This window comes from Legionella sheltonii, from assembly GCF_026191355.1.
GTDB classification, from domain to species: domain Bacteria; phylum Pseudomonadota; class Gammaproteobacteria; order Legionellales; family Legionellaceae; genus Legionella; species Legionella sheltonii.
In genome coordinates, this window is record NZ_JAPHOQ010000002.1 from 268743 (window position 1) to 290789 (window position 22047).

Below are 22047 nucleotides of genomic sequence, written 5' to 3' on the forward strand. Positions count from 1 at the left end.
TAAATTCTTAATCCCCCCCCGAACAAATGATTTATTTTTGTTCATAGTGAATTGTATTAAATTAACGTGTCACTTATAATGTCAAAAATTTAAAATTGAGAGGGTCCTCCCATGCCAAACCAAGGCAAAATTATTAGCGCAGTTAACGTTTGCCTAAAGCAAAAAAAAAATATCTCTTTTATACTGAATAAAAAAGGAATTTGTGCCGCACTTGCTGCTTTATACATCAAATATACGTTACAAAATAAAAGGACACAGTTTTTTGATTTACTCGATCAGTTAGCCTCCCTACCTAGTACTTATCATATTGGTAATAATCCTGCTATTGACAATTTCATTATCCAAATCGAAAAAACATTTCATGCTGATGAGTATAGTAATTACGAGATTCAGCAAAGTGATATTGAAAAAATCTTGAATATAGGTAACAAACCATTAAAAAATGAATTTAATTTAGGACTCACTACAGAGCAGTCACACTGGGAAGAAATATTCAAAAAAATTGGCCGAGAGAATCGGTCCTACCTAGTTTTCAGTCATAACCATGGAATTGCATTATCTTTTGAAAACAGAAAATATGTCGTTTACGATCCAAACTACAATAGAAAAATAAAAGAGTTTGAGACAATTGATGAGTTAATCAAAGAAATTAAGATTTGCTTTGATTATAAGGATAATTCTTTTGGTCTCCTTATTCGTACATTTGCTCATCCCAATGCAACTCCCGAGCACTACCCTTCTCATGATGAATTACATCAAATTGCCTTCTCAAATCAGATCGATACACGCTCAAGTTTCTTTGCTGCCATGGCAGGAGATGTCGAGACACTCAAATACTTATTTCAACAAGATAAAATCGATTACGACAACTTATCAAAAGAATATTTTCGTCCTGAGTTCAATGATCTTTTACTGCAAAAGTCTAAATCACCCATTCTAAAAAAAGCTGTTTTGAAAGGAATTATTCTCACTTTGTGTATGGGAAATCAAAAAGAGGCAGAAAAATTAATTGAGCATTATCTCCAGACCTATACTGCAACTAATGAACAAAATGAATTAAAAGACCAACTGCGCCTCATTTTTAACAGCTCAGTAACGGAATACCGTTTGTTAATGAAAAAAGAAACCGATCACAGCTACTTATTGAAGGTACTCGATCAATTAAATCTTTCTCAGGAACCTAAAAATCAAACTGCTTATAACCATCTACAATTTCTAACTTTTGTTAAACAGGAAACACCGTCGGTTCAAACTAATCAGTTTTTAAATAAGTTGTCCCCAGAACAAATCATAAAACAAATCCAGCATGCAGCCATCACTAACCAACATCAAGTTTTAAATCTGTTAATACCTTATTTAACCACAGCGAAAATTGATCCCAAGACATTCCCATCCATTTTCAACAAAGAGCTCGTCCAAAATATTGATGCGATAACTTTGAAAAGACTTCTTGAAATTGGTTTTGTTGTAGATACTCACGATCCAGATTTGCTCACCTTGTGCATGGAACGTAATGACACAACCATTTTTGAAACTTATGCACGTGCATGGGCAGAACAAACGCATCAGCCAACACTTTGGAAAAACATTGATGAGCATCAGTATCAATTAATTGATTTAAATACAGCACTTGGTTCTACAACGCTACTTAATGCGCTGATTTTCTTGAGAAAAAATGAGCTTGTAAAGAACTCATGGAAAGATAATATTTCTGAAGAAACGATTAAAAATGCACTTACTCTTGCCATATTGAATGGCAATAAAGAAATGAGCCTATTTCTTCAGGAAAAACTCAACGCGAAGAAAAGTCAGCTTGAACCGGAAACCTTGGATTTTCTCTATGCCAAAGGATTACAAGAAGAAGACTTATCCATTTTATCCACATTAGTTCAGCTAAATTACAATGTGCTGCATGATACTAAGGATATACGTGAATTATTCCTGTTGTGCTCTGATTATGATGATTATTCAATCATCGAAAAAAGTCTTGCAAAAGCAAGCCCTAAGATCAAAGAACTCACTTTAGAAAACGGTTTAAATTGGAATATTCCTTCCGTAATAAAGGCTTGTGTCCAACAAGACCCTGAACTTTTTAATGAGTACCTCAGTAATTCAGCTACAAACCCTGGAAAACTGGCCAAACTCAATAGAGCTGGATCCGAGATTCCACCCAGTGCGCTTTCATTAAAGAAACTGACACCAGAAGAGCAAAAAAAGCTAGTCAAAAGTTGTTTTCAAAATAAGCTTCCTTATCTAGCTAAATCGTTATGTCCCAAGGTAACCTGGGAAGAAACTGAACTTGAAGAATTCATTACTGAATTAATTCAGAATAAAAATCAAAATGGGATGAAATTACTGCTGCAACTCTTTCCCAATTTAAAGGAAAATCCAAAGCTGATTCCGCTGCTGGCACAAAATCACATGTTAATTCCATTGGATTTTTTATTGGATAAAGAAAGTGTGGTGATTGAGCCAGAATTAACGGAGCAAATTTTTACCTCTGCGCTAGTTAATAACAATAAAAACGTTGTCGCTCGATTTTTGAGTCAAGGAAGAGTAACCCCAAAAACCCAATTAAAACAACCTCTTTTAGAATTATTAAAACAAGCCATAGAAAAAGGCAATGATGCTGTTTTAGAACCTTTTATTGAATCAAAGCTTAACTTCGGACTGGATTTTAAAGAATTATTTCTTTTTAGTTGCGAAAAAAAACAAGAAAAAACAGCCAATCAGCTACTGGCGCGGGAAATTATCCTAAGCACTAGTGAACAACAATATGCTGTCCAACAATTAGCTGGTGATCAATCCGCTTCGGCTTTGTTTGAACAAGTTTATGCCCAAGGGCTCGGTAGACTATATCAATTATTTTTAAAAGCTAACGTACCACACCCTAAAGCTTCCTTATTGAGCTCTATTAAAAATCCGGAACAAGATCCTACATTCCAGAATACAAAATTGTTTACAAGTTCAGACTTTTTAAGTCCTTTAAAACGAGCTATTAAAGAAAAAAATGAAGCGGTATTTAAAAGCCTATTTATTCAAAGTGACCTTCCAAGTGATCCCGATAAAAGTATTCTAGACCTCTTAAAAGATCCGGTACTCTTTAAAGGCATCGCCCCTTTATTTGAAAAAAAATATGGCTATAAAAAACTATTAACTGAAGCGCTAAAACAAAAGGAATGGGCTGCTCTAGCAAATCTTATTGAGAGGCAAAAATTAAGTGATTTGGATGCTGAGCTGCAACAACCGATACAAGATCACGGGATGGATATCATTAAAGCATATGTTGCAAATCTCAAAGCGCATTATGATAAGACGGACGTTCGCCCTCAGTTGTTTAAACTACTGGAAAGCACAAATCCTCAAGTACTTGCTCAATTGGCAATCCCGCATCGAGAGGAAATTCAAAAAGCACTCGAAGAAATTGAGCTTGATATGCTGCAAAAACAACTTGATTTAAATAATCAAATTTACCGTCATACATTTAATCTTTTGCCACTCAAGCGAGCACTTGAGCAACTCGACAAAATATTCGAAGAATGTCAAAAGGTCATTCAAGAGAAAAACATTGATCTTGATAAAGCCATTGAATCCTCTGAAATAGTGAATCATCTGGCACAAATAAAAATTATCATTGCAGGACAAGATATTGCTCCCGATTATCTCGACGAAAGCCATTATAATCTGTTAGAAAAATTAATAGAAAACCCTCGATTTAAAGAGGTTTGCCTATTGGAACTCGAGCTTTATCGTTTACTCAGACTATTTAAAAAGCCACTTTTAGAACAAAGTGAGGAGACTCGAAAAGAATTCAATACAAAAATCCAGTCACTCCTGCATGCTTTGGAAGTAACAAACTTGCCTACACATTTTGTTCTCCCAGAAATTTTGCAGTATTTGCCTCAACCAACAAAAGAAGAAGTGTTACCCACTGCAATCATTGAAGAATCGAACTTAGGTCATGAAACTCAGGCTCATCGAGCTCCTTCAAAAACCATACCTGGTTCGCCAAACCCCAGAGAACCTCAAGATGGTGGAATTCAGCAACAGTTAAATCCTTCTCAAACAAACCAAAATCGACAACACAAAAAAGGAGAAACGCCTACTCAATCGATAAGTGCACAATCCGATTTCCATGCTTTGAGAACGCAATGCGCCCAAGCCTTAAATTATTACCTGAAAAATCGCGATAAAAATTTAAGCTTTTTTTCTTATTTTTTTGATTATTATCGTGGACAAACTCGTGCCCTACATTACAAGAATTTAATTGCATCGGCGCAAACCGAACAAGAGTTGTATCTCTTAGAATATGCTATTTTAACCAATGAGAATGGAACACAATTAAAGAAAGATTTGGCAGACCAACTCAAATTCAAAGATGAATATACTGCTCAAGAACTAATCTAGGTCTGGTAATCTGGAACAAAATTCAGGAAAAATAAGAGCTATTCCGAATTGGTTTATTAACTCCTGCTCTCACAGAATGGCTTATCCACAAGTCCATAGGCCAGTAGAGCCTTCATCGTCTCGGATAGGCCTGTGGACCCTGTGGGTAAGCCATGACACACCGAACTATGTTTTAGAAACCGTACTAGGGTGTCCGAAATACACTTGAGCTGGTGTTAAATATCCAAAAGACTGATGGAGTCTTCGGTTGTTATAATATTCAAAATACTCAGCTAATTCCAGCTCTATCTCTTCGATTGTTTCGAAATCATACCGATAGAGTTTTTCTTGCTTAACACTGCGCCATAAACGTTCTATGAAAATATTATCGAGGTATCGGCCGCGCCCATCCATACTGATAGAGATTTTGTGGGCCTTCAAGGTATTGATCCAATCATTAGACGTGAACTGAGCACCCTGATCGGTATTAAAAATATCACACCGCCCCTGTAATAACGCGTTTTTTAGCGCCTCTACACAAAATTCTGCTTCTAATGTTGGGGACACCGCCCATTGAAGCACATACCGACTATACCAGTCCATGATGGCAACCAAGTAAACATGGCCTCCCTTCATACGCACGTAGGTAATATCAGCAGCCCAGACCTGATTAGGCTTAGTGATATCGATGTCACGTAATAGATAGGGGTACACGGTGTGCTCTTTATTGGGAACGCTTGTATTTGGCTTTGGGTAGACGGTTTCTAATCCCATAGCCTCCATGAGTCTCTTGATGCGTCGTTTACCAACAGGATAGCCAACTTCAAGGGACAACCATTGTGCGCGCTTCACTTTACCTTCACATGGATACTGGAGATAATGCTCGTCTAACAGCGCCATGAGCCGCTCGTCCTCTGCTGATATAGGAGACGCTTTGTAATAATAACTGGAAATACTCAATCCGAGTAGCATGCATTGTTCTCGGATTGATATTTCAGCGTTGCTATCAATCAGCTTACGCTTTTCATCCAAGCTCAGTGGCAGTCTTTTTTTTTAACCATGATAATTGGGCTTGAAGTCGACCAATTTCCTCATACAAAGCACCAACAAGCTCGGCTTGCTCTTTTTTATCCTTATCATGAGAATTGGAAAAAGCATCTGAAATAGCCTGCAATGCTGTTTGCTTCCATGCTTTAATTTGGGTAGGATGCACACCGTATTCGCTGGTCAGTTGAGCCTGAGTCAATTTTCCTTCAATTGCCGCAACTGCTATCTTTGATTTTTTTGATGCCGTGTAATAGTTTCTTTTTTTGCTCATTCTATTCTCCTCTGTTACTTAGAAGAATAGCTCTTAAAAATTACCTTTTTTCGTCCAAAAAACCGCGCCTATATCAAACAACTCAAAGCACGAATTAAAAAATCCTATGCCTTTACATCGAACGACTTATCTCAATTAGATAACTGGATTGATTCGATCAATCAAAAAATTAATACAGATGAGCAAACGGATACAAAGAGCTTATTTAAAGAGGAGTTGGGCTATTTAGGACAAATACGTAATCACCAAAGGACATTGCAGCCGCTGTCATTTTTCCAAGCCCCAAAACCCGATTTAATATCTCGATTTTTGCAATGGATTGAAAGCTGGCTCGGTGATGACAACACCTCTACTGAGAAAAATAAATTGTCCTTGTAGCATTATTTTAGTCTTTTAGCCCAGATTATCTCAGTATAATCCGGGCTAAAAGCAATTGAGCTATATAGCAATTCTCTTTTTATCTTTAAAAATATTTCTACATTAATAAATTATGTTAGGATTGGCTATTCTCTACTAATTTTGAAAACATGATGCAGGACGCTTTAAAAAAACTCTTTCAAAAATATCCTCAAACAGAAGCTCCCTTTATGCACCAACAACTCACTGAGTGGAGTAATACACGTCCTTTAACCGGATTACGGGTAGTCCACCATGTTCCCTTAGTGATGAATACCTTATTAAAAATAGCCTGTTTAGTTGAAGCAGGTGCGGATATAACGGTAACCAATCCTTCCGATTTTTGTTATGCACAACCACAGGCAATCTCTTGTTTAAATGAAGCAAAAATTCGTTATGTTGAGGATCCACATACTCTAGCTGGGGAAACTTTTGATCTTTATTTTGATTGTGGTGCCCAACTGCATCAATTTCTTGGAAAACCCCAAATTGGAGCAATCGAATTAACCGGCTCAGGAGATCAACTCTATAGCCAACAATTGCTTGATTTTCCAGTGATCAGTGTTGATCGCTCGCTCACAAAACAATTGGAAACAGTTTTTGGATGCGCGGAGAGCAGCCACATGGCTCTGACTCAATTAACAGGAATTAATCCAGCTGAAACATCATGGGTTATTTTTGGCTTTGGCAAGATTGGTCGTGGGATTGCCTATTTCTGTACTCAAAATAAAGTACCTGTTGTAGTTGTAGATCCTAATGAAAAACAAAGAAATCTCGCTCAAAACTTAGGTATCAAAGCGCTCGATCCCCAAGACTTCAGCGGACTCGAACGTGCATTAATCGACGCAAATGTGGTGATTACTGCGACCGGAAAAAAAGCGATTATGAATAATTACCCTCACTCCTGGTTTAGTGGCAAGATACTTGCCAATTTAGGGGTTTATGATGAATTTGGTCCTCAATTTAGTGATGATGAAGTCTTAAATCATAAAATGCCAGTTAATTTTGTACTGAATGACCCTACACCAATGAAGTATATTGATCCCGAATTTTATATCCATAATCTGGTTGCTTTAACCTTTCTGAAAGAAAAACTGACTTCTGGGGTACATGGAATACCCTCAACATTAGATAAAGATATGATCCAACGTTGGTGTGCCTATCACACATTTCCCTTAGATACCGTTAATATGTGGCTGTATGTGTAATATTGATAGCCTGGGTTTAGCTAGGCTCTGGATGGAATAAATTGGATGAATCTCTAATCACCATGAACAAAGCTGGAGAGTTTAAAGAAACAGCATCGCCTCAGTAGCTACGTTTCGTTTAAAAGATCCGCCCTATCTTTAATATGAGTACATTGCATTATTTAAAATAAATTTACACTTTCCCCATGATGCTATATATTGCGCCTTTTGCTCGCAAATTGAATTAATGAATTTATTAAAATCCACACCAAAATATAGCCCCCAAAGAACCATTATCTGGTTGGTCGGAGTATTTTTTTTACTATTTCAATTTTTCTTGCAATTGTCTTCAGGGATTATTATTGGCGCTATAATGCATGAGAAACAATTAACTGCATTCACCGCCGGTCTATTAAGTAGTGCCTTTTACTACGTTTATACTACAATGCAAATTCCGGTTGGGCTTCTTTTTGACAGGTACAATACCCGAACTTTATTGTCCCTAAATGCCGTATTATGCGCTTTAGGCTGCTTTTTATTTGCTTCTGGTTATAACTTATTTGTTTTATTTCTTGGCCGTTTAATTATTGGTGGCGGGTCTTCTTTTGCTTTTGTTGGCATGACTCGAATCTTACGTCAGCATTATCCTCTGAAACAATATGCATTTATGATTGGTCTCACAGAAACGCTAGGGTTTACTGTAACGGTGATCAGCATGATTGGAATGGGTTCGCAAATAACTCACATTAGCTGGCATTATTTTCTTGCTGCCGCAGGGGGCATTGGTCTTTTAATTGCTTTTTTATGTGCGAATTTTATTCCCAGCAACAAACCGGTTATCACCAATCATCATCAATACAAAAAACATTTGCTGTTCATGGTAAAAAACAAATTGGTATGGATGAATGGATTATTTGTAGGCTTGGAATTTTCGGTAATTACTGTTTTTGCCGCCATGTGGGCCGTTCCTTTTCTCCAATTGAAATTAGATTGCTCTATAGAAGCAGCCAGTATTCTCACCTCAATGATCTTGTTAGGAGCTGGTTTAAGTTGTCCCATATATGGCTGGTTGTCTATCCATCTGCCTAAGCGCAAACCGCTAATCCATATTTCTTGCTTGTCCACTGCGGTTTTATTCATTCTCGTTCTTTACTTACCCATACATAATATGCTCCTCACAGGGATCTTGTTGTTCGCAATCGGACTGTGTTGTGGCGCGTATATGCTTGCCTATACTATTGCCAATGAGCTGGCCCCAGAAGAGTCACTCTCTGCCTGTACAGGCTTCACGAATACCTTAGCGATGGTCACAGCCCCCCTACTCCAACCATTAGTTGGTTATTTATTGGATTATTCCAAAGGCGCTACGAACCTCCATGTTTTAGCGGACTATCAATTAACCCTTTTAATCATTCCGGCTGCATTAGTTATTGCCAGTGCGTTATCACAATTTCTTCCAGAGAAAGAGATGTAACCAAAGCTGTCTATCTTTTTATCCTGTCTTACTTTTTTAAAAAAACAACAGCAAGGCTTATTCAATTAATAATGCCTTAATAATCTTTCGATAAAATAACAAGAATTAAGCACAAAACGTATATCTGAAATTTTTAATCGAAAATATCATGAAAAATTAGAAGAGCTTTCATTTGGATTTTTTAGTTTTTGTACCGAACTTCGTATTCCTTATGAGAAACCAGAAAAAGCACTTATCTCCATATTGCATTATGCACGTACTGACCAAAGCGTTGACGGTGATTGTGTACGCGAAACAATGACTGATTTAGGCTGGTGGATAGATGACAAACCCAACATGCGAATTCCTGCGCTAGCCGATGCGATGTGGATTGTGGATCCTGATTATGCACGAAAGTTGGAAGCAGAGTTAGATCCTCATTTAGTGAAACCTGATTCGTATAAGATGATGATGCGCGGGGCATTAGGTGGAGAGAGTGCAGAGCCAAAACCTCTGCCCAAAAAAATTCCTCCTTCCGAACTGCTGGCTTTAGATCCTGCAGTAAAAGAAAGATTACAAAAAATGATGGATAATAAATCGAGTATCAAGGAACCAGAGACTCCTTTACAACCAATAAAAACTTCAGATTTAAAACAAGAGGTGTCTATTAGCACCCCTTTAACTATATAATAATGGCCTGGTACTTCGCGGCTGTCTGATTATATCTTTGCACTCCCCCTCCCCCCTAAAATGGTACAATTTCTTCAGGGTGGTTGAACAGCCTATCGTTTCTCGCATGCTCTGTCATCACTGCGAAGGCAGAGATGCATTCATAAAAATAGTTCATAACTCAAATGAATCCACTGAGCATTGTTTGCGACGTTGGGAAGATAGAATATCCTAACCAGGCAAAGGATGTACTTTACAAATGGCTCCCTGCATTCGCAGGGATGACCGCTTGGTAGCCCGGATTAAGCATGTAACTTAACGTCATGCTCAGATAATTCAGTGGCTTTATTCTTTAAAAATGATTGCTGAGTCATAAAACAAAAGCCCGCCCTACTGTCTTTAGAAAAACCTGCCACAGTATGTGATGATGAATCATTACTCTTTAAGGTATTAATCAATTTTAAGCTCAGCTTAGGCAAGCCCACCTTTAACATGCACTGATCATCATCTAAAGGTTTTAGTGAAATAAATTGAGACATTTTTACTTTATTGCCTAAAGGATCTAGCCAACCAGCAACTGCGGCACTGGTCGCATCTTTTTCCTTAAGATTTGCCGAGTAAAATCCATTATCATCATTTAAACGACAAAACGTGGTGCTGATTTCATGAGTGTCTTTTTGATCATCATTTAACACCAATTTACCAAACCATGCTTTATTCCCGGTAACAAATTGCTCTTTATCATCAATACGAATATGTCCATTGAGCTGGCTAGTCTGTAACACTTGAAATTTTACTCCAGGTCGTAAGACCAAGGTTTCATTGTTGTTTGCTTGCTTCAACATGTCCACTTTAAAATTAAAGCCTTTTTTATCTGCTGCTTTAACGCCAAAGATCCAGCTGTCATTGATCGGATTATAGCGGATAAATGCATAACCAACATGCCAATCAAGCGGTGTTGATTGCTCTATTTTTTCTTTATTTTCGTAAAAAAATACCAGCGTATTGGTTTCTTCATCGATTAAAGCAGCTTGAGTATGAAATTCGGTACCTTGGCGCTGCATTTCAAAAAAATATCCGTATTTATCACCACTTTCATTCTTTACCATGCCGGAAAAAGTCCAACTTCCTACATTAGGATCTATGGGTTGTACCTGTTGCTGCGCTTCTGATTTTATTTCAGCTGCAAGCACTCCAGTACTTATAGGAAATATGATTAAAAATAAAAAACAGCGAATCCAAGCAAACATAATCAGCAATAACCTTTTAACTGTTGATGTAACCACAATGCATCCCAAAAAGCATCATCCAATACAGCGTCTACGGGCAAATAATGCATTGTGTCTGAACTAAAAGATCGACATTTCACTGCATCTTTTTCCGTCATAATAATAAGTGATTTGCAATAATTCAAATCATCTGGCTTAAACTGATAATGATCAGGATAAGAACACGTATCGAATTCTATCCCTAATTGCTGCAAAGTGGAATAAAAACGTTGAGGATTACCAATCGCAGCAATCGCTTCCCATTTACCATTTAATGCATAGGGATCAATTTCCTCATCAGTACTTAATTTCTTTATTTTTCCAGGTCTTAATACCATGGAATACGCATTATTCCACTTACCTTCATTCACCACAATAAAATCAACCTGATCTAAGCGTGTAGCAGGTTCTCTTAACGGCCCTGCTGGCAAACAAAAACCATTACCCAATCCACGAGTTCCATCAATAACCGCTATTTCTATAGCTCGTCCCATGCGATAATGCTGTAGTCCATCATCACTAATAATAATTTGACTTTGATGTTTTTCCAAAAGGTACCGAACCGCATCAGTGCGTTTAGGGGCAATCACTACAGGACATTTGGTTTTTTGTGCTAACAGTAAGGGCTCATCTCCAACCCTCTGTGCAGAATCATTAACCTGTACTTCATAAGGAAAATGTTTGATTTTCGCGCCATAACCACGGCTTACGATCCCCACTCTTAATCCTTTTTGTTGTACTCGCTTGGCCAATTCGATAACCAATGGGGTCTTACCCACTCCCCCAACCGTTATATTTCCCACAACAATTAGCGGAACTGGGCAATCAAACTGACTAAAACGTTGCAAAAAAGAGCGTCTGACTGAAGCGAAAACCGCATACACCCAAGAGAACGGACGTAATACCCATTGCATCGGGTGATCACCATACCATAATTTCTCAAAGAAGAAATACATCAGACTATTGCAACCTTTTGACCTGTATCTGAGCGTTGTATTCCCTGAAGTTGTGCATAGTACCCTTGTAAATCAAGTAACTCCTGATGAGTACCTTGCTCCACGATGCATCCATTTTGCATCACTATAATTTTATCTGCATGTTTAATGGTTGATAAACGATGCGCAATAACTAAAGTCGTACGATTTTTCATGACTTCTTCCAAAGCAATCTGTATGTATCGTTCTGACTCGCTATCCAAAGCAGAGGTTGCTTCATCAAGAATTAAAATAGGCGCATCTTTTAATATAGCCCGTGCAATCGCTATCCTTTGACGCTGGCCACCAGAAAGTAATACCCCATTCTCTCCAACACGCGTGTCATAACCTTCAGGTAAACGACGGATAAATTCATCAGCAAAAGCCATTTTGGCGGCTTGTATGATTTGTTCACGACTAACATCAGAACGGCCATATGCAATATTATTAGCTAAAGTATCATTAAAAAGTGTCACATTTTGACTCACCAAAGCCATTTGTTGACGTAAACTACTTAAACTTATTTCATTGATCGGTGTATCATCTAGAGTGATAACACCTTGAGTCACTTCATAAAAACGAGGCAATAAACTGGCTATAGTTGTTTTACCACTCCCTGAATGCCCTACCAATGCAACCGTTTTACCGGCTTCAACAGTGAAGCTCACGTTATGTAATACATTTTCTCCTTGCCTGTATGCATAAGATACCTGTTTAAACTCAAGATCACCACGTGCTCTTTGTGGCAAAACGTTACCTTGCTCTTGCTCTATGGGCAGATCCAGCATATGGAACACACTTTCTGCGCCAGCTAAACCCTTTTGGATTACAGCATTCAACGTAGTTAAAGTTTTCATAGGTTTGATTAGCTGGATCATTGCAGCAATAATTGCTAAAAAAGATCCAGCAGAAATAATGACTACTGTAGACAATTGAATTGCGGCCGCAATAATTGCTGCAATGCCTATAGCAATGACAATTTGTACGCCAGAGACATTCAGTGCCTTGCTCGCAGCAACTTTCATATCATTTTGACGGGAGCGTTCTATCGCATTACTAAATTTTCCAGATTCATAAGTAATGCCTCCAAAAATACGAACTACTTTATAACCTTCAATGGCTTCACTCGCGATTTCCGTCACTTCGCCCATTGTTTTTTGGACTTTATGACTGATTCGTCTAACCCGTTTATTTGTGTAGTTCACAATAAAGCCAACAAAAGGGATGGTTAACAGAAACATCAGTGATAATTGCCAGCAAATCACCATCATGACGGTAAGAAAACCAATAATTAAACAGGTATTTTGAACAATATCAGTTAAGGCATCTGCGCTAACCTGGGCTACTTGCTCTACATCATAAAGAATTTTAGAAAGCATTTGCCCAGAGGTTGCCTCATCATAAAAATCGGCAGGTAAATGCAAAATATGATTAAAAACCTTTTCTCTTAATACCTTAACTACTGCTCGGGCAACCCAAGTCATGCAATAACTTCCCAGTGAACTGACAAGCCCCCTCAAAGTAATCCCTATTAAAACGATATATGGAATTTTCTTGATAAAATCCATATCGATATTAATAAAACTTTTATCAAAAAAAGGCCGCATCATGTACGTGAAACCAGCATCAATCAGGGAGTACAAAATGTTTGCGAAAATACCTAATGCCAATATGGGCCAGAACGGTTTCACATAAGCTAACAAACGTTTGTATAAAATGCTGGTCTTAACTGAGAGTTTCTTTTTCATCACTCAATGGTTCAATCGAAAAGTGTGTTATTGTAACTGTTATTAGTTGGAAGTGCTAATGTTCCTTCATACAAGGATTGCGCAGCGATGCAGCCATAAAGTTAATGGTATTTCCTTCTCCCCATGGGGAGAAGATGCCCGTTAGGGCGGATGAGGGGCTTGATAATAGCTAGTTGCCCCTCTCCCTCGAGTGGAAGAGGAGATTTTTAAGGGCAGTTTTCACTGCACCCAGCGCTACTGTAGTTGGTTAACTGTCACTCTAAAGTCATCTTGATTCGAGTATAAGCACAATGAAAACCTATTTTTTGCACATTACAATCTGAAACACTTCCCGGTTCAGTAGTGACTGTCGCCCAAGATAACCCACGTTGTTTTGCCATATTTAAGCGAGCGATTAATAATTTTTTTTGTAATCCTCTTTCTCGATAGGCAGGCAAAGTGCTGGTAACACCTAAATCACAAAAATCTCCATGCATAGCAATTGTCGCTCCTGCTACAATCACCTCATTATCGTAAACAGCGAAGGTACTGACCCCTTTAGATTGGGCATAACGAAAAAATTGATCTTCAGCTTCAGGCGCATCAAAGCCTAAAGCTATTTTTTTGGCCCATTGGCCCTTTTCATTTGACTTTATTTCTCTGATGGTGAAATTTTTTGCAGCATCATCAAGAGGCTGAAATGACTTTAAATCCAATAACGATACATTATTTAATTCACTGATACGGTAGCCACGTTGACTTAAAAATAGGGTGAGATCATTTCCAACAAAAGGACACAACTCGATATCTACACGATGATGATTCAAGGTTCTATAAAAATGTTCGATATATTCAATTTCAGTCCGAAAATGGTCCGGCTTTGAAGCAAAACCCCATCCAACTACCTGCGATAAATACGAATCAAACCCTGAAAAACAGGCAGCGCCTCCATTGACCTCCAAAATTCTTCCTTGTGGATACTGTTTGGTCACTTCTATATGGGTTTGTTTGATGCAAGACTCCATCTGTGCTGCCAGATTTTTAGTAATACATTTCATCTCATATTATTCCTATCAAACCAGTGTCTGAGTGCAGGCAAAACCATAAACAAACTTATTAAAGGTTGTCAGATTCTTATTGCAATCCCTTTGATAGTTCATATACCAAACCTGGACCTCGATAAATCAGACCGGTGTACACCTGGATTAGAGAAGCCCCTGCATCCAACTTAGCCTGAGCCGTATGACAACTGTCAATGCCACCCACGCCGATCAAGGTTATGTCGTCACCTGCATACTGTTTCAGCAAACGCAAACATTGGGTTGATAAGTCCCATAAAGGTTCACCACTTAATCCCCCAGCTTCCTCAGCATAAGGCAAATGGGCAACTCCCTTGCGAGAGCAAGTCGTATTCGTCGCAATAATCCCTTCGATACCATAATTCAAAATCACTTCAGTCATTTGTTTTAATGTTTCTAAATCTTCATCAGGTGATATTTTAACGACTAAAGGCACATGACGCTGAAATTTATTGGATAATTTAATTTGTTCCGTCTGTATTTGCGATAATAAATTGGCAAAATATTCTTTTTGCTGTAATTGGCGTAAATCAGGAGTATTGGGCGAGGAAATATTGATGGTTACATAGGAAGCATACTCATATACTTTACCCAAACAATGGATGTAATCCTCTGCAGCATGTTCTAATGGCGTATCTTTATTTTTACCTATATTAATCCCTAAAATTCCTTTATAACGTGCTTTCTTTACATTGCCCACCAAAGCATCTACACCTAGATTATTAAAACCCATGCGGTTAATAATGGCATGAGCCTCTGGCAAACGAAATAATCGCGGCTTAGGATTACCAATTTGTGGTCTTGGTGTCACTGTTCCTAATTCAATAAAAGAAAAACCCAATTTGGCCAATGCATCCAAATGCTCTCCATTTTTATCCAAACCTGCTGCCAAACCGACAACGTGTGGAAATTGCAATCCCAAAGCGTCTATGGGTTTTGATTCTGCCTTTTTAAAACAAAAACTAGGCAGATAATGTAAAGCAGATAAACTAAAAGCATGAGCACGTTCGGGAGCCATACTAAAAAGCAAAGGGCGTAACATTGAATACATACAAAAACCTTGAATTCCTGGATTATACTTATCCTCTACGTCCAGCAGTTTGCCCACGGGATCTAAGAATTACTCGCTATCACTGAATCCTCGGACACGCTTGCTGAACGGAGGCAATAAACGTTTCTTAATTAACAGTGGATACTCTTCACCTAGACTACATTGATTAAATATCACATTTCTGTGCCCAGACCCGTAGCATTGCGTTTTCAGATTTATGCAAATGATAATCTACTTGTCTAATTTCCACACCATAACCCTGTTTTTGCAGTTCCAACAATACTGGACCTAAGAATTCAGAAGTTTTTCCCTCCATATCATTTAAAGGAAAAATTCTTACTTCTTTAGCTACTCTTGCTAATTCACGAATTACATTTAAATGAAATGCAACTGTTTGATCTTCCAAATCAGCAAATAAATAATTCGCGCTTAATGCAAAATCAAAAGAGAAATCAGGATAAGGTAAATGATAATCTGCTGCGCCATAATAACGTCCTTCAGCCTTGCCTTGCTCGTAGTCTGCAAAAAATTTTTTCATTCCATTTTTTCGATGCTCAAGCAATTGTTCTAAGCTTCCGCTCCGACTGAAATCGAACTGTTCTTGCTCTCTGCGTACTTCATCAGCCATTTGTGCAAAAATCATAATCGCTTTGGAGGATAAAGTATCTTTATCCAAAACGAATAAAGGATCGCAGCTTACGGCTTGATGTGCTTCTTGAAATTGTTGGGCGTTTACTGCACTCGGACCACATCCATATTCTAAAATCCTGGAATTCATGTCCTCTTGAGACAAATCAAACATCTCACGATACTCATCAACACTATGTCCCCAGAGTACTAATTTACGCATGAATGACTCTCCTAAATAATAAATCTGAACGCTAACACTTTGGCTGTAACTACCTCCTTAATAACCGGTAGTTTTCCTTTGGCTTAAGATTAGGCGATTTTTTAAATCAGGTAAAGGAACATTTAAAATCACTACTTGCTCAACAAACCTGATAATAAAAGAAACAACCTTTCACTATTTTCTCAATATTTACTTAAATTATGCCGCTCAATCTCTTGAGAGCCGATTATACAAAGAACAATTTAAGTGGATACCTAAATAATGTCTTCAACTTTTCTAATAAGAAAAAAGATCTGAGAAACTCTATTTTCATCTTCAACTTGATTGGGTATAGTTTAACACATTTGTAAAATTCAACAGACTACTCATTTATCAAGAGATATGAAATAAAGCGTTTGCAAAACTCTTATCAATAAGTAGCTACAACAACAGGAAGTCATCTATGTACACAGGACCGAACTATCAACTCGGTGAAACTTACGATATGTTGCGCGACAGTGTTCGTCAATTTGCTCGTGCTGAAATTGCCCCACTCGCTGCTCAAATTGACGAAAACAATACATTTCCTAATCATTTATGGAGAAAATTAGGTGATATGGGGCTATTAGGAATTACCGTCAGCGAAGAATATGGTGGTGCCAATATGGGCTATCTTGCGCATGTCATTGCCATGGAAGAAATCTCTCGCGCATCCGCTTCAATAGGCCTGAGTTACGGTGCACATTCCAATTTATGCGTCAACCAAATCTATTTAAATGGTAATCATTCGCAAAAACAAAAATATCTGCCTAAGCTTATTAGTGGAGAATATGTTGGTGCTCTGGCTATGAGTGAGTCCAATTCAGGCTCTGATGTAGTCAGCATGCAATTACATGCCCGTCCAGAAGGCAATAAATATATTCTCAACGGCACAAAAATGTGGATCACTAATGGACCTGATGCCGATGTATTAGTAGTTTATGCAAAGACGGATAAACAGGCTGCAAGTAAGGGAATCACCGCCTTTCTGATTGAAAAAGGAATGCCTGGCTTCAAAACCGCTCAAAAACTCGACAAACTGGGAATGCGTGGCTCAAATACCTGTGAATTGGTATTTGAACAGTGTGAAGTTCCTGCAGAACAGGTTTTGGGTGAAGTGAATCGAGGTGTTAAAGTATTAATGAGTGGCCTTGATTATGAACGGACCGTTCTGGCTGCAGGTCCCGTAGGAATCATGCAAGCATGCATGGATGTTGTTTTACCTTATGTACATGAACGCAAACAATTTGAACAACCTATAGGTGAATTTCAATTCATCCAAGGCAAATTAGCAGATATGTATACCGATCTAGGCGCTTCAAGAGCGTACTTGTATGCTATAGCCAGAGCTTGTGATCAAGGTATAGTAAGTCGTAAAGATGCAGCAAGTGTTATTTTATATACAGCTGAAAGAGCAACACAAATGGCATTACAAGCGATTCAAATCCTTGGTGGTAATGGGTATATCAATGAGTATCCTACAGGACGTTTACTACGTGATGCAAAACTCTATGAAATAGGCGCCGGTACTTCTGAAATCAGAAGAATGCTTATTGGACGAGAACTTTTTAAAGAAACAGCATAAGGAAGAATGAAAATGGAACAGAATGAAATAGTAATCGTTGCAGCAAAAAGAACTCCTATGGGAGCCATGTTAGGAAACTTATCTTCTCTTTCAGCTCCAGAGTTAGGGGCAATTGCACACGAAGCAGCTTTATCCCAAGCAGGTATTAGTCCAGCAGAAATCGATGAAGTAATTTCTGGTTGTGTTTTATCAGCCGGAATTGGTCAAGCTCCAGCGCGACAAGCGGCGATTAAGGCAGGATTGCCCAATTCTTCTGGTGCTACCACTGTAAATAAAATGTGCGGTTCAGGAATGAAAGCAGTAATGCTCGCTCATGACTTAATTCGAGCTGGAACTGCAAATATTATCCTTGCTAGTGGTATGGAAAGCATGAGCAATGCACCTTACCTATTGAGTAAAGCACGCTCTGGATATCGACTTGGACATGGTGAATTAAAAGATCATATGTTTCTTGATGGATTAGAGGATGCCTACGATAAAGGAAAATTAATGGGTGTTTTCGCAGAAGCTACTGCAAGTCATTTTCATTTTACCAGAGATCAACAAGATGAATTCGCTATTCGCTCCATGAGCAGAGCCCTCCAAGCAATAGAAAAAGGGGCTTTTAAAGAGGAAATTGCCCCAGTAACAGTCAGCTCACGCAAAGGTGATGTTACGGTAACTGTAGATGAAGGTCCTGATGCGGCAAAACTGGGAAAAATTGCTCAGTTAAAACCCGCTTTTAAAGCAGATGGAACCGTTACTGCAGCCAACTCAAGTTCCATTTCTGATGGTGCAGCAAGTCTCATTTTAATGAGTGCTGGACAAGCAGAAAAACGTGGCATTAGACCTATTGCCCGTATTGTTGCTCATGCAAGTCATTCCCAAGCCCCTGAGTGGTTTACCACAGCACCCGTAGATGCCATTCGCAAAGTGATGAATAAAGCATCATGGAAACAAAATGATGTAGATCTTTATGAGATTAATGAAGCCTTTGCAGTAGTTACAATGGCAGCCATGACTCAACTTGAATTAAATCCAGAACAAGTTAATATTCACGGCGGAGCTTGTGCCTTAGGTCACCCTATTGGTGCATCTGGTGCTCGTATCTTAGTTACACTAATACATGCTTTGAAACATCAAGGAAAAAAACGTGGTGTCGCATCATTGTGTATTGGTGGTGGCGAAGCAACAGCCATGGCCATTGAATTAATTTAAGAACAAGGTACTGTTCACCACATTTTAAATGCCTTAGGGGAAGAAAAGTCAGATTTGACTGCAGCTTCAATCAAATATGATGTGGTGAACTTATTGATTGGTAAAAAACAAATTCTCCCCAGTCCCACATAGGTAGCTGGGGATTTGATATAAAAAGGATGTACATGCTACGACACAGTCTTATCTACCTGTTACTCAGTATTTTAGTAGTATTATTTGCAAAATACGCTCATCTCGTTATTGTCTATGTTGATATGTTTTTCACATACGTTAATTTGAAATTAACGCCCATATTCAGCCAAACTGGTTGGGGGCTTGTGATTCGCAAAATTTTAGTTCTTGTCTTGTTACCATTAATTATTACCGCCATTCCAGCACTAATTTATAGACTTATAAAAGGTGGCGACATGCCACACTTTATAGCGATTACATGGGTTATTTGGACAATCATCGTTTTAAGTGATATTTTGGTACGATAAGGAATCCAGCATGGCAAAATTAATCAGTCAAATTAATACAGGCAGTCAAGAGTTCAAAGCAAACCAAACAGCCATGCAAATTTTGGTGGATGAGCTACACAATCGAATTCAGCAAATTGCTTTAGGTGGTGATGAAAAAGCGCGGGCCCGACATTTAAAACATGGTAAATTACTCCCAAGAGAACGACTACAACAATTACTTGATCCTGGGAGTCCTTTTCTTGAACTCTCCCAACTTGCAGCCTACCAAGTGTATGATGATGTGGTTCCTGCCGCAGGAATTATCACCGGAATTGGATGGATTGCAGGTACTGAATGCATTATTGTTGTGAATGATGCCACGGTAAAAGGTGGTACTTACTATCCATTAACCGTCAAAAAACACCTCAGGGCACAAGAAATCGCACAAATCAATCATTTACCCTGCATTTATCTGGTTGATTCAGGAGGCGCTTACTTACCGCATCAGGATGAAGTTTTTCCTGACCGGGATCATTTTGGTCGGATATTCTTTAATCAAGCACAAATGTCGGCACAAAACATTCCACAAATTGCAGTAGTTATGGGCTCTTGTACTGCTGGAGGAGCTTATGTTCCTGCCATGGCTGATGAGTCCATTATGGTCAAAAATCAAGCCACAATTTTTCTTGGTGGCCCACCTCTTGTCAAAGCAGCAACAGGTGAAGTCATTAGTGCCGAAGAACTAGGTGGTGCAGAAGTCCATTGCAGGCATTCAGGGGTAGCCGATCACTATGCGGAGCATGATGCCCATGCACTCCATTTAGCACGAATTGCCATAGGCAATTTAAACCGTAAAAAACCGCAGCAATTAAAACGGATAGAAACGATAGAGCCCCTCTATGACAGTAAAGAACTTAACGGTATAGTACCTGCTGATCCCAGAAAACCTTTTGATATTCGTGAGATCATTGCACGTATTGTTGATGGCTCTGAATTTGATGAATTTAAAGCACTTTTTGGTACCACATTAGTTTGTGGCTTCGCCCACTTATATGGCTATCCCGTAGGAATTATTGCCAATAACGGTATTCTATTTAGTGAAAGTGCGCTCAAAGGGACTCACTTTATTGAACTGTGTTGCCAACGCAAAATCCCATTGATATTCCTACAAAACATCACTGGCTTTATGGTGGGTTCAAAATATGAAGCATCTGGTATTGCCAAGCATGGCGCTAAGATGGTAACTGCGGTTGCTAATGCTAATGTTCCTAAATTTACCGTCATTGTTGGTGGAAGCTTTGGCGCAGGAAACTATGCCATGTGCGGACGCGCTTATAACCCTAATTTTTTATGGTCGTGGCCTAACTCACGCATTTCGGTAATGGGTGGCGAACAGGCTGCTAATGTTTTAGCACAAGTAAATCGAGATAAATTGGCAAAACAAGGAACTAACTGGCCTGTGGAAGAGGAAGAGCGTTTTAAAGAGCAGTTGCGTTCTCAATATGAAACCCAGGGAAATCCTTATTATGCCAGCGCTCGATTATGGGATGACGGGGTCATCGCTCCGCAAGATACACGTAAAATATTAGGACTGGGTCTATCAGCAGCATTAAATGCCCCTATTGGACCAACACGCTTTGGCGTATTTCGTATGTAAGGAGGGCACCACGTGAGCGATTTGTTGTATGAAATACAGGAACACTTGGGTTTAATTACGCTAAATCGAGTAAGTAAACATAATGCATTTGATAATCTGCTTTTAAGTGAAATGCAACATCAGCTCAATGCTGCCATTACTGATTCTAATGTCCGCGTTATAGTACTCAAAGCCAATGGCAAGCACTTTTCTGCAGGCGCTGATTTAGCGTGGATGCAAAACATGGCTCTTTACAGCGAAGAAGAAAATCAAAGGGATGCCATGGTTCTTGGGAATCTAATGTACACTTTAAATAGGTGCCCTAAACCTACTTTAGCGATGGTACATGGCTCCGCTTTTGGTGGAGGAGCGGGTCTTGCCGCAGCATGTGACATAACTATAGCATCTCAATCGGCACGTTTTTGCTTTTCCGAAGTTAAATTAGGCCTTATACCTGCAGTCATTAGCCCCTATGTTGTTCAAGCCATAGGCGAGCGCAGTGCACAAGCATTGTTTATAAGTGCGGAAGTATTTGATGCGGCTAAAGCATTGTCATTAAATCTAGTACAACACTGTGTTCCCGAAGAAAATTTGTTGGAGTTCACAATCAGCTATGCAAATCAAATCAGTAACAATGCACCCGAAGCGGTACGGGCTTCAAAACAGCTGGCACGTTACGTAGCAAATAAAAAAATAAATGAAGAACTTGTTAATTACACTGCTTCATTGATAGCTCAAAAAAGAGTATCTGCTGAAGGACAACAAGGACTCAATGCATTTTTAAAAAAAGAAACACCAAATTGGGGCTAGATG

The 22047-nt window shown here is 38.8% G+C and carries 17 protein-coding genes; 9 read left to right on the plus strand and 8 right to left on the minus strand.

Translation table 11 applies throughout. The annotated features are described in order from the left end of the window. Positions 1-111 precede the first annotated feature (111 nt). A complete protein-coding gene (locus OQJ26_RS03195; RefSeq protein ID WP_265702473.1) occupies positions 112-4407 on the plus strand; it encodes a hypothetical protein in 4296 nt (1431 codons plus the stop codon). Between the two features lie 165 nt (positions 4408-4572). Here OQJ26_RS03195 and OQJ26_RS03200 read toward each other — a convergent pair whose 3' ends face one another. Together OQJ26_RS03200 and OQJ26_RS03205 are read right to left on the minus strand one after the other, a co-directional pair. Beyond that, positions 4573-5418 carry an IS3 family transposase gene (locus OQJ26_RS03200; RefSeq protein ID WP_082650874.1) on the minus strand — a complete coding sequence of 282 codons (846 nt, stop codon included), beginning with the start codon at positions 5416-5418 and terminating at the stop codon, positions 4573-4575. Continuing rightward, entirely contained in the window at positions 5411-5704 is a 294-nt protein-coding gene (locus OQJ26_RS03205) for a hypothetical protein (protein WP_065235619.1), read from the minus strand. Before OQJ26_RS03205 ends, OQJ26_RS03200 begins: the two co-directional genes overlap by 8 nt. Before the next feature lie 527 nt (positions 5705-6231). Between OQJ26_RS03205 and OQJ26_RS03210 the strand changes: the two genes are divergently transcribed. The 3 genes from OQJ26_RS03210 to OQJ26_RS03220 all read left to right on the plus strand — a co-directional run bounded on the left by OQJ26_RS03210 (position 6232) and on the right by OQJ26_RS03220 (position 9430). Then, positions 6232-7308, plus strand: a complete 1077-nt coding sequence (locus tag OQJ26_RS03210) for a saccharopine dehydrogenase NADP-binding domain-containing protein (RefSeq protein WP_416209938.1) — start codon at positions 6232-6234, stop codon at positions 7306-7308. Positions 7309-7534: 226 nt separating this feature from the next. Next, positions 7535-8761, plus strand: coding sequence for an MFS transporter (locus OQJ26_RS03215; RefSeq protein WP_265702476.1), 1227 nt, complete (start codon positions 7535-7537; stop codon positions 8759-8761). A gap of 243 nt (positions 8762-9004) precedes the next feature. Further along, entirely contained in the window at positions 9005-9430 is a 426-nt protein-coding gene (locus OQJ26_RS03220; protein ID WP_265702477.1) for a hypothetical protein, read from the plus strand. Positions 9431-9711: 281 nt separating this feature from the next. Here the strand turns inward: OQJ26_RS03220 and OQJ26_RS03225 are convergent, their stop codons facing one another. The 6 genes from OQJ26_RS03225 to OQJ26_RS03250 form a co-directional block, all read right to left on the minus strand. Next, positions 9712-10659 (minus strand): hypothetical protein, encoded by a 948-nt coding sequence (locus OQJ26_RS03225; RefSeq protein ID WP_265702479.1) that lies wholly within the window; start codon positions 10657-10659, stop codon positions 9712-9714. Between the two features lie 2 nt (positions 10660-10661). After that, on the minus strand, positions 10662-11633 hold the full coding sequence (lpxK, locus tag OQJ26_RS03230) for a tetraacyldisaccharide 4'-kinase (RefSeq protein WP_265702481.1): 972 nt from the start codon (positions 11631-11633) through the stop codon (positions 10662-10664). Beyond that, entirely contained in the window at positions 11633-13399 is a 1767-nt protein-coding gene (gene msbA / locus OQJ26_RS03235) for a lipid A export permease/ATP-binding protein MsbA (protein ID WP_265702635.1), read from the minus strand. The genes lpxK and msbA overlap by 1 nt, the downstream gene beginning before the upstream one ends. 254 nt (positions 13400-13653) lie before the next feature. Beyond that, positions 13654-14436: a GNAT family N-acetyltransferase gene (locus OQJ26_RS03240; RefSeq protein ID WP_265702482.1), complete on the minus strand. Its 783-nt coding sequence runs from the start codon at positions 14434-14436 to the stop codon at positions 13654-13656. 76 nt (positions 14437-14512) lie between these two features. Further along, entirely contained in the window at positions 14513-15508 is a 996-nt protein-coding gene (locus OQJ26_RS03245) for a quinone-dependent dihydroorotate dehydrogenase (RefSeq protein WP_265702483.1), read from the minus strand. Between the two features lie 166 nt (positions 15509-15674). After that, positions 15675-16358: a hypothetical protein gene (locus OQJ26_RS03250; protein WP_265702486.1), complete on the minus strand. Its 684-nt coding sequence runs from the start codon at positions 16356-16358 to the stop codon at positions 15675-15677. Between the two features lie 442 nt (positions 16359-16800). Here OQJ26_RS03250 and OQJ26_RS03255 point away from each other — a divergent pair, with 442 nt between their 5' ends. The 5 genes from OQJ26_RS03255 to OQJ26_RS03275 all read left to right on the plus strand — a co-directional run bounded on the left by OQJ26_RS03255 (position 16801) and on the right by OQJ26_RS03275 (position 22044). Continuing rightward, positions 16801-17961: an isovaleryl-CoA dehydrogenase gene (locus tag OQJ26_RS03255; RefSeq protein ID WP_265702487.1), complete on the plus strand. Its 1161-nt coding sequence runs from the start codon at positions 16801-16803 to the stop codon at positions 17959-17961. 12 nt (positions 17962-17973) lie between these two features. Continuing rightward, positions 17974-19158, plus strand: coding sequence for an acetyl-CoA C-acyltransferase (locus OQJ26_RS03260; RefSeq protein WP_265702488.1), 1185 nt, complete (start codon positions 17974-17976; stop codon positions 19156-19158). A 164-nt stretch (positions 19159-19322) separates the two neighbouring features. Beyond that, positions 19323-19637: a hypothetical protein gene (locus OQJ26_RS03265; protein ID WP_028381993.1), complete on the plus strand. Its 315-nt coding sequence runs from the start codon at positions 19323-19325 to the stop codon at positions 19635-19637. A gap of 10 nt (positions 19638-19647) precedes the next feature. Then, positions 19648-21255, plus strand: coding sequence for a carboxyl transferase domain-containing protein (locus OQJ26_RS03270; protein WP_265702490.1), 1608 nt, complete (start codon positions 19648-19650; stop codon positions 21253-21255). A gap of 12 nt (positions 21256-21267) precedes the next feature. Beyond that, the gene (locus tag OQJ26_RS03275) at positions 21268-22044 is read left to right on the plus strand and encodes an enoyl-CoA hydratase-related protein (RefSeq protein WP_265702491.1); all 777 of its coding nucleotides are present in this window, start codon (positions 21268-21270) and stop codon (positions 22042-22044) included. Positions 22045-22047: the final 3 nt, after the last annotated feature.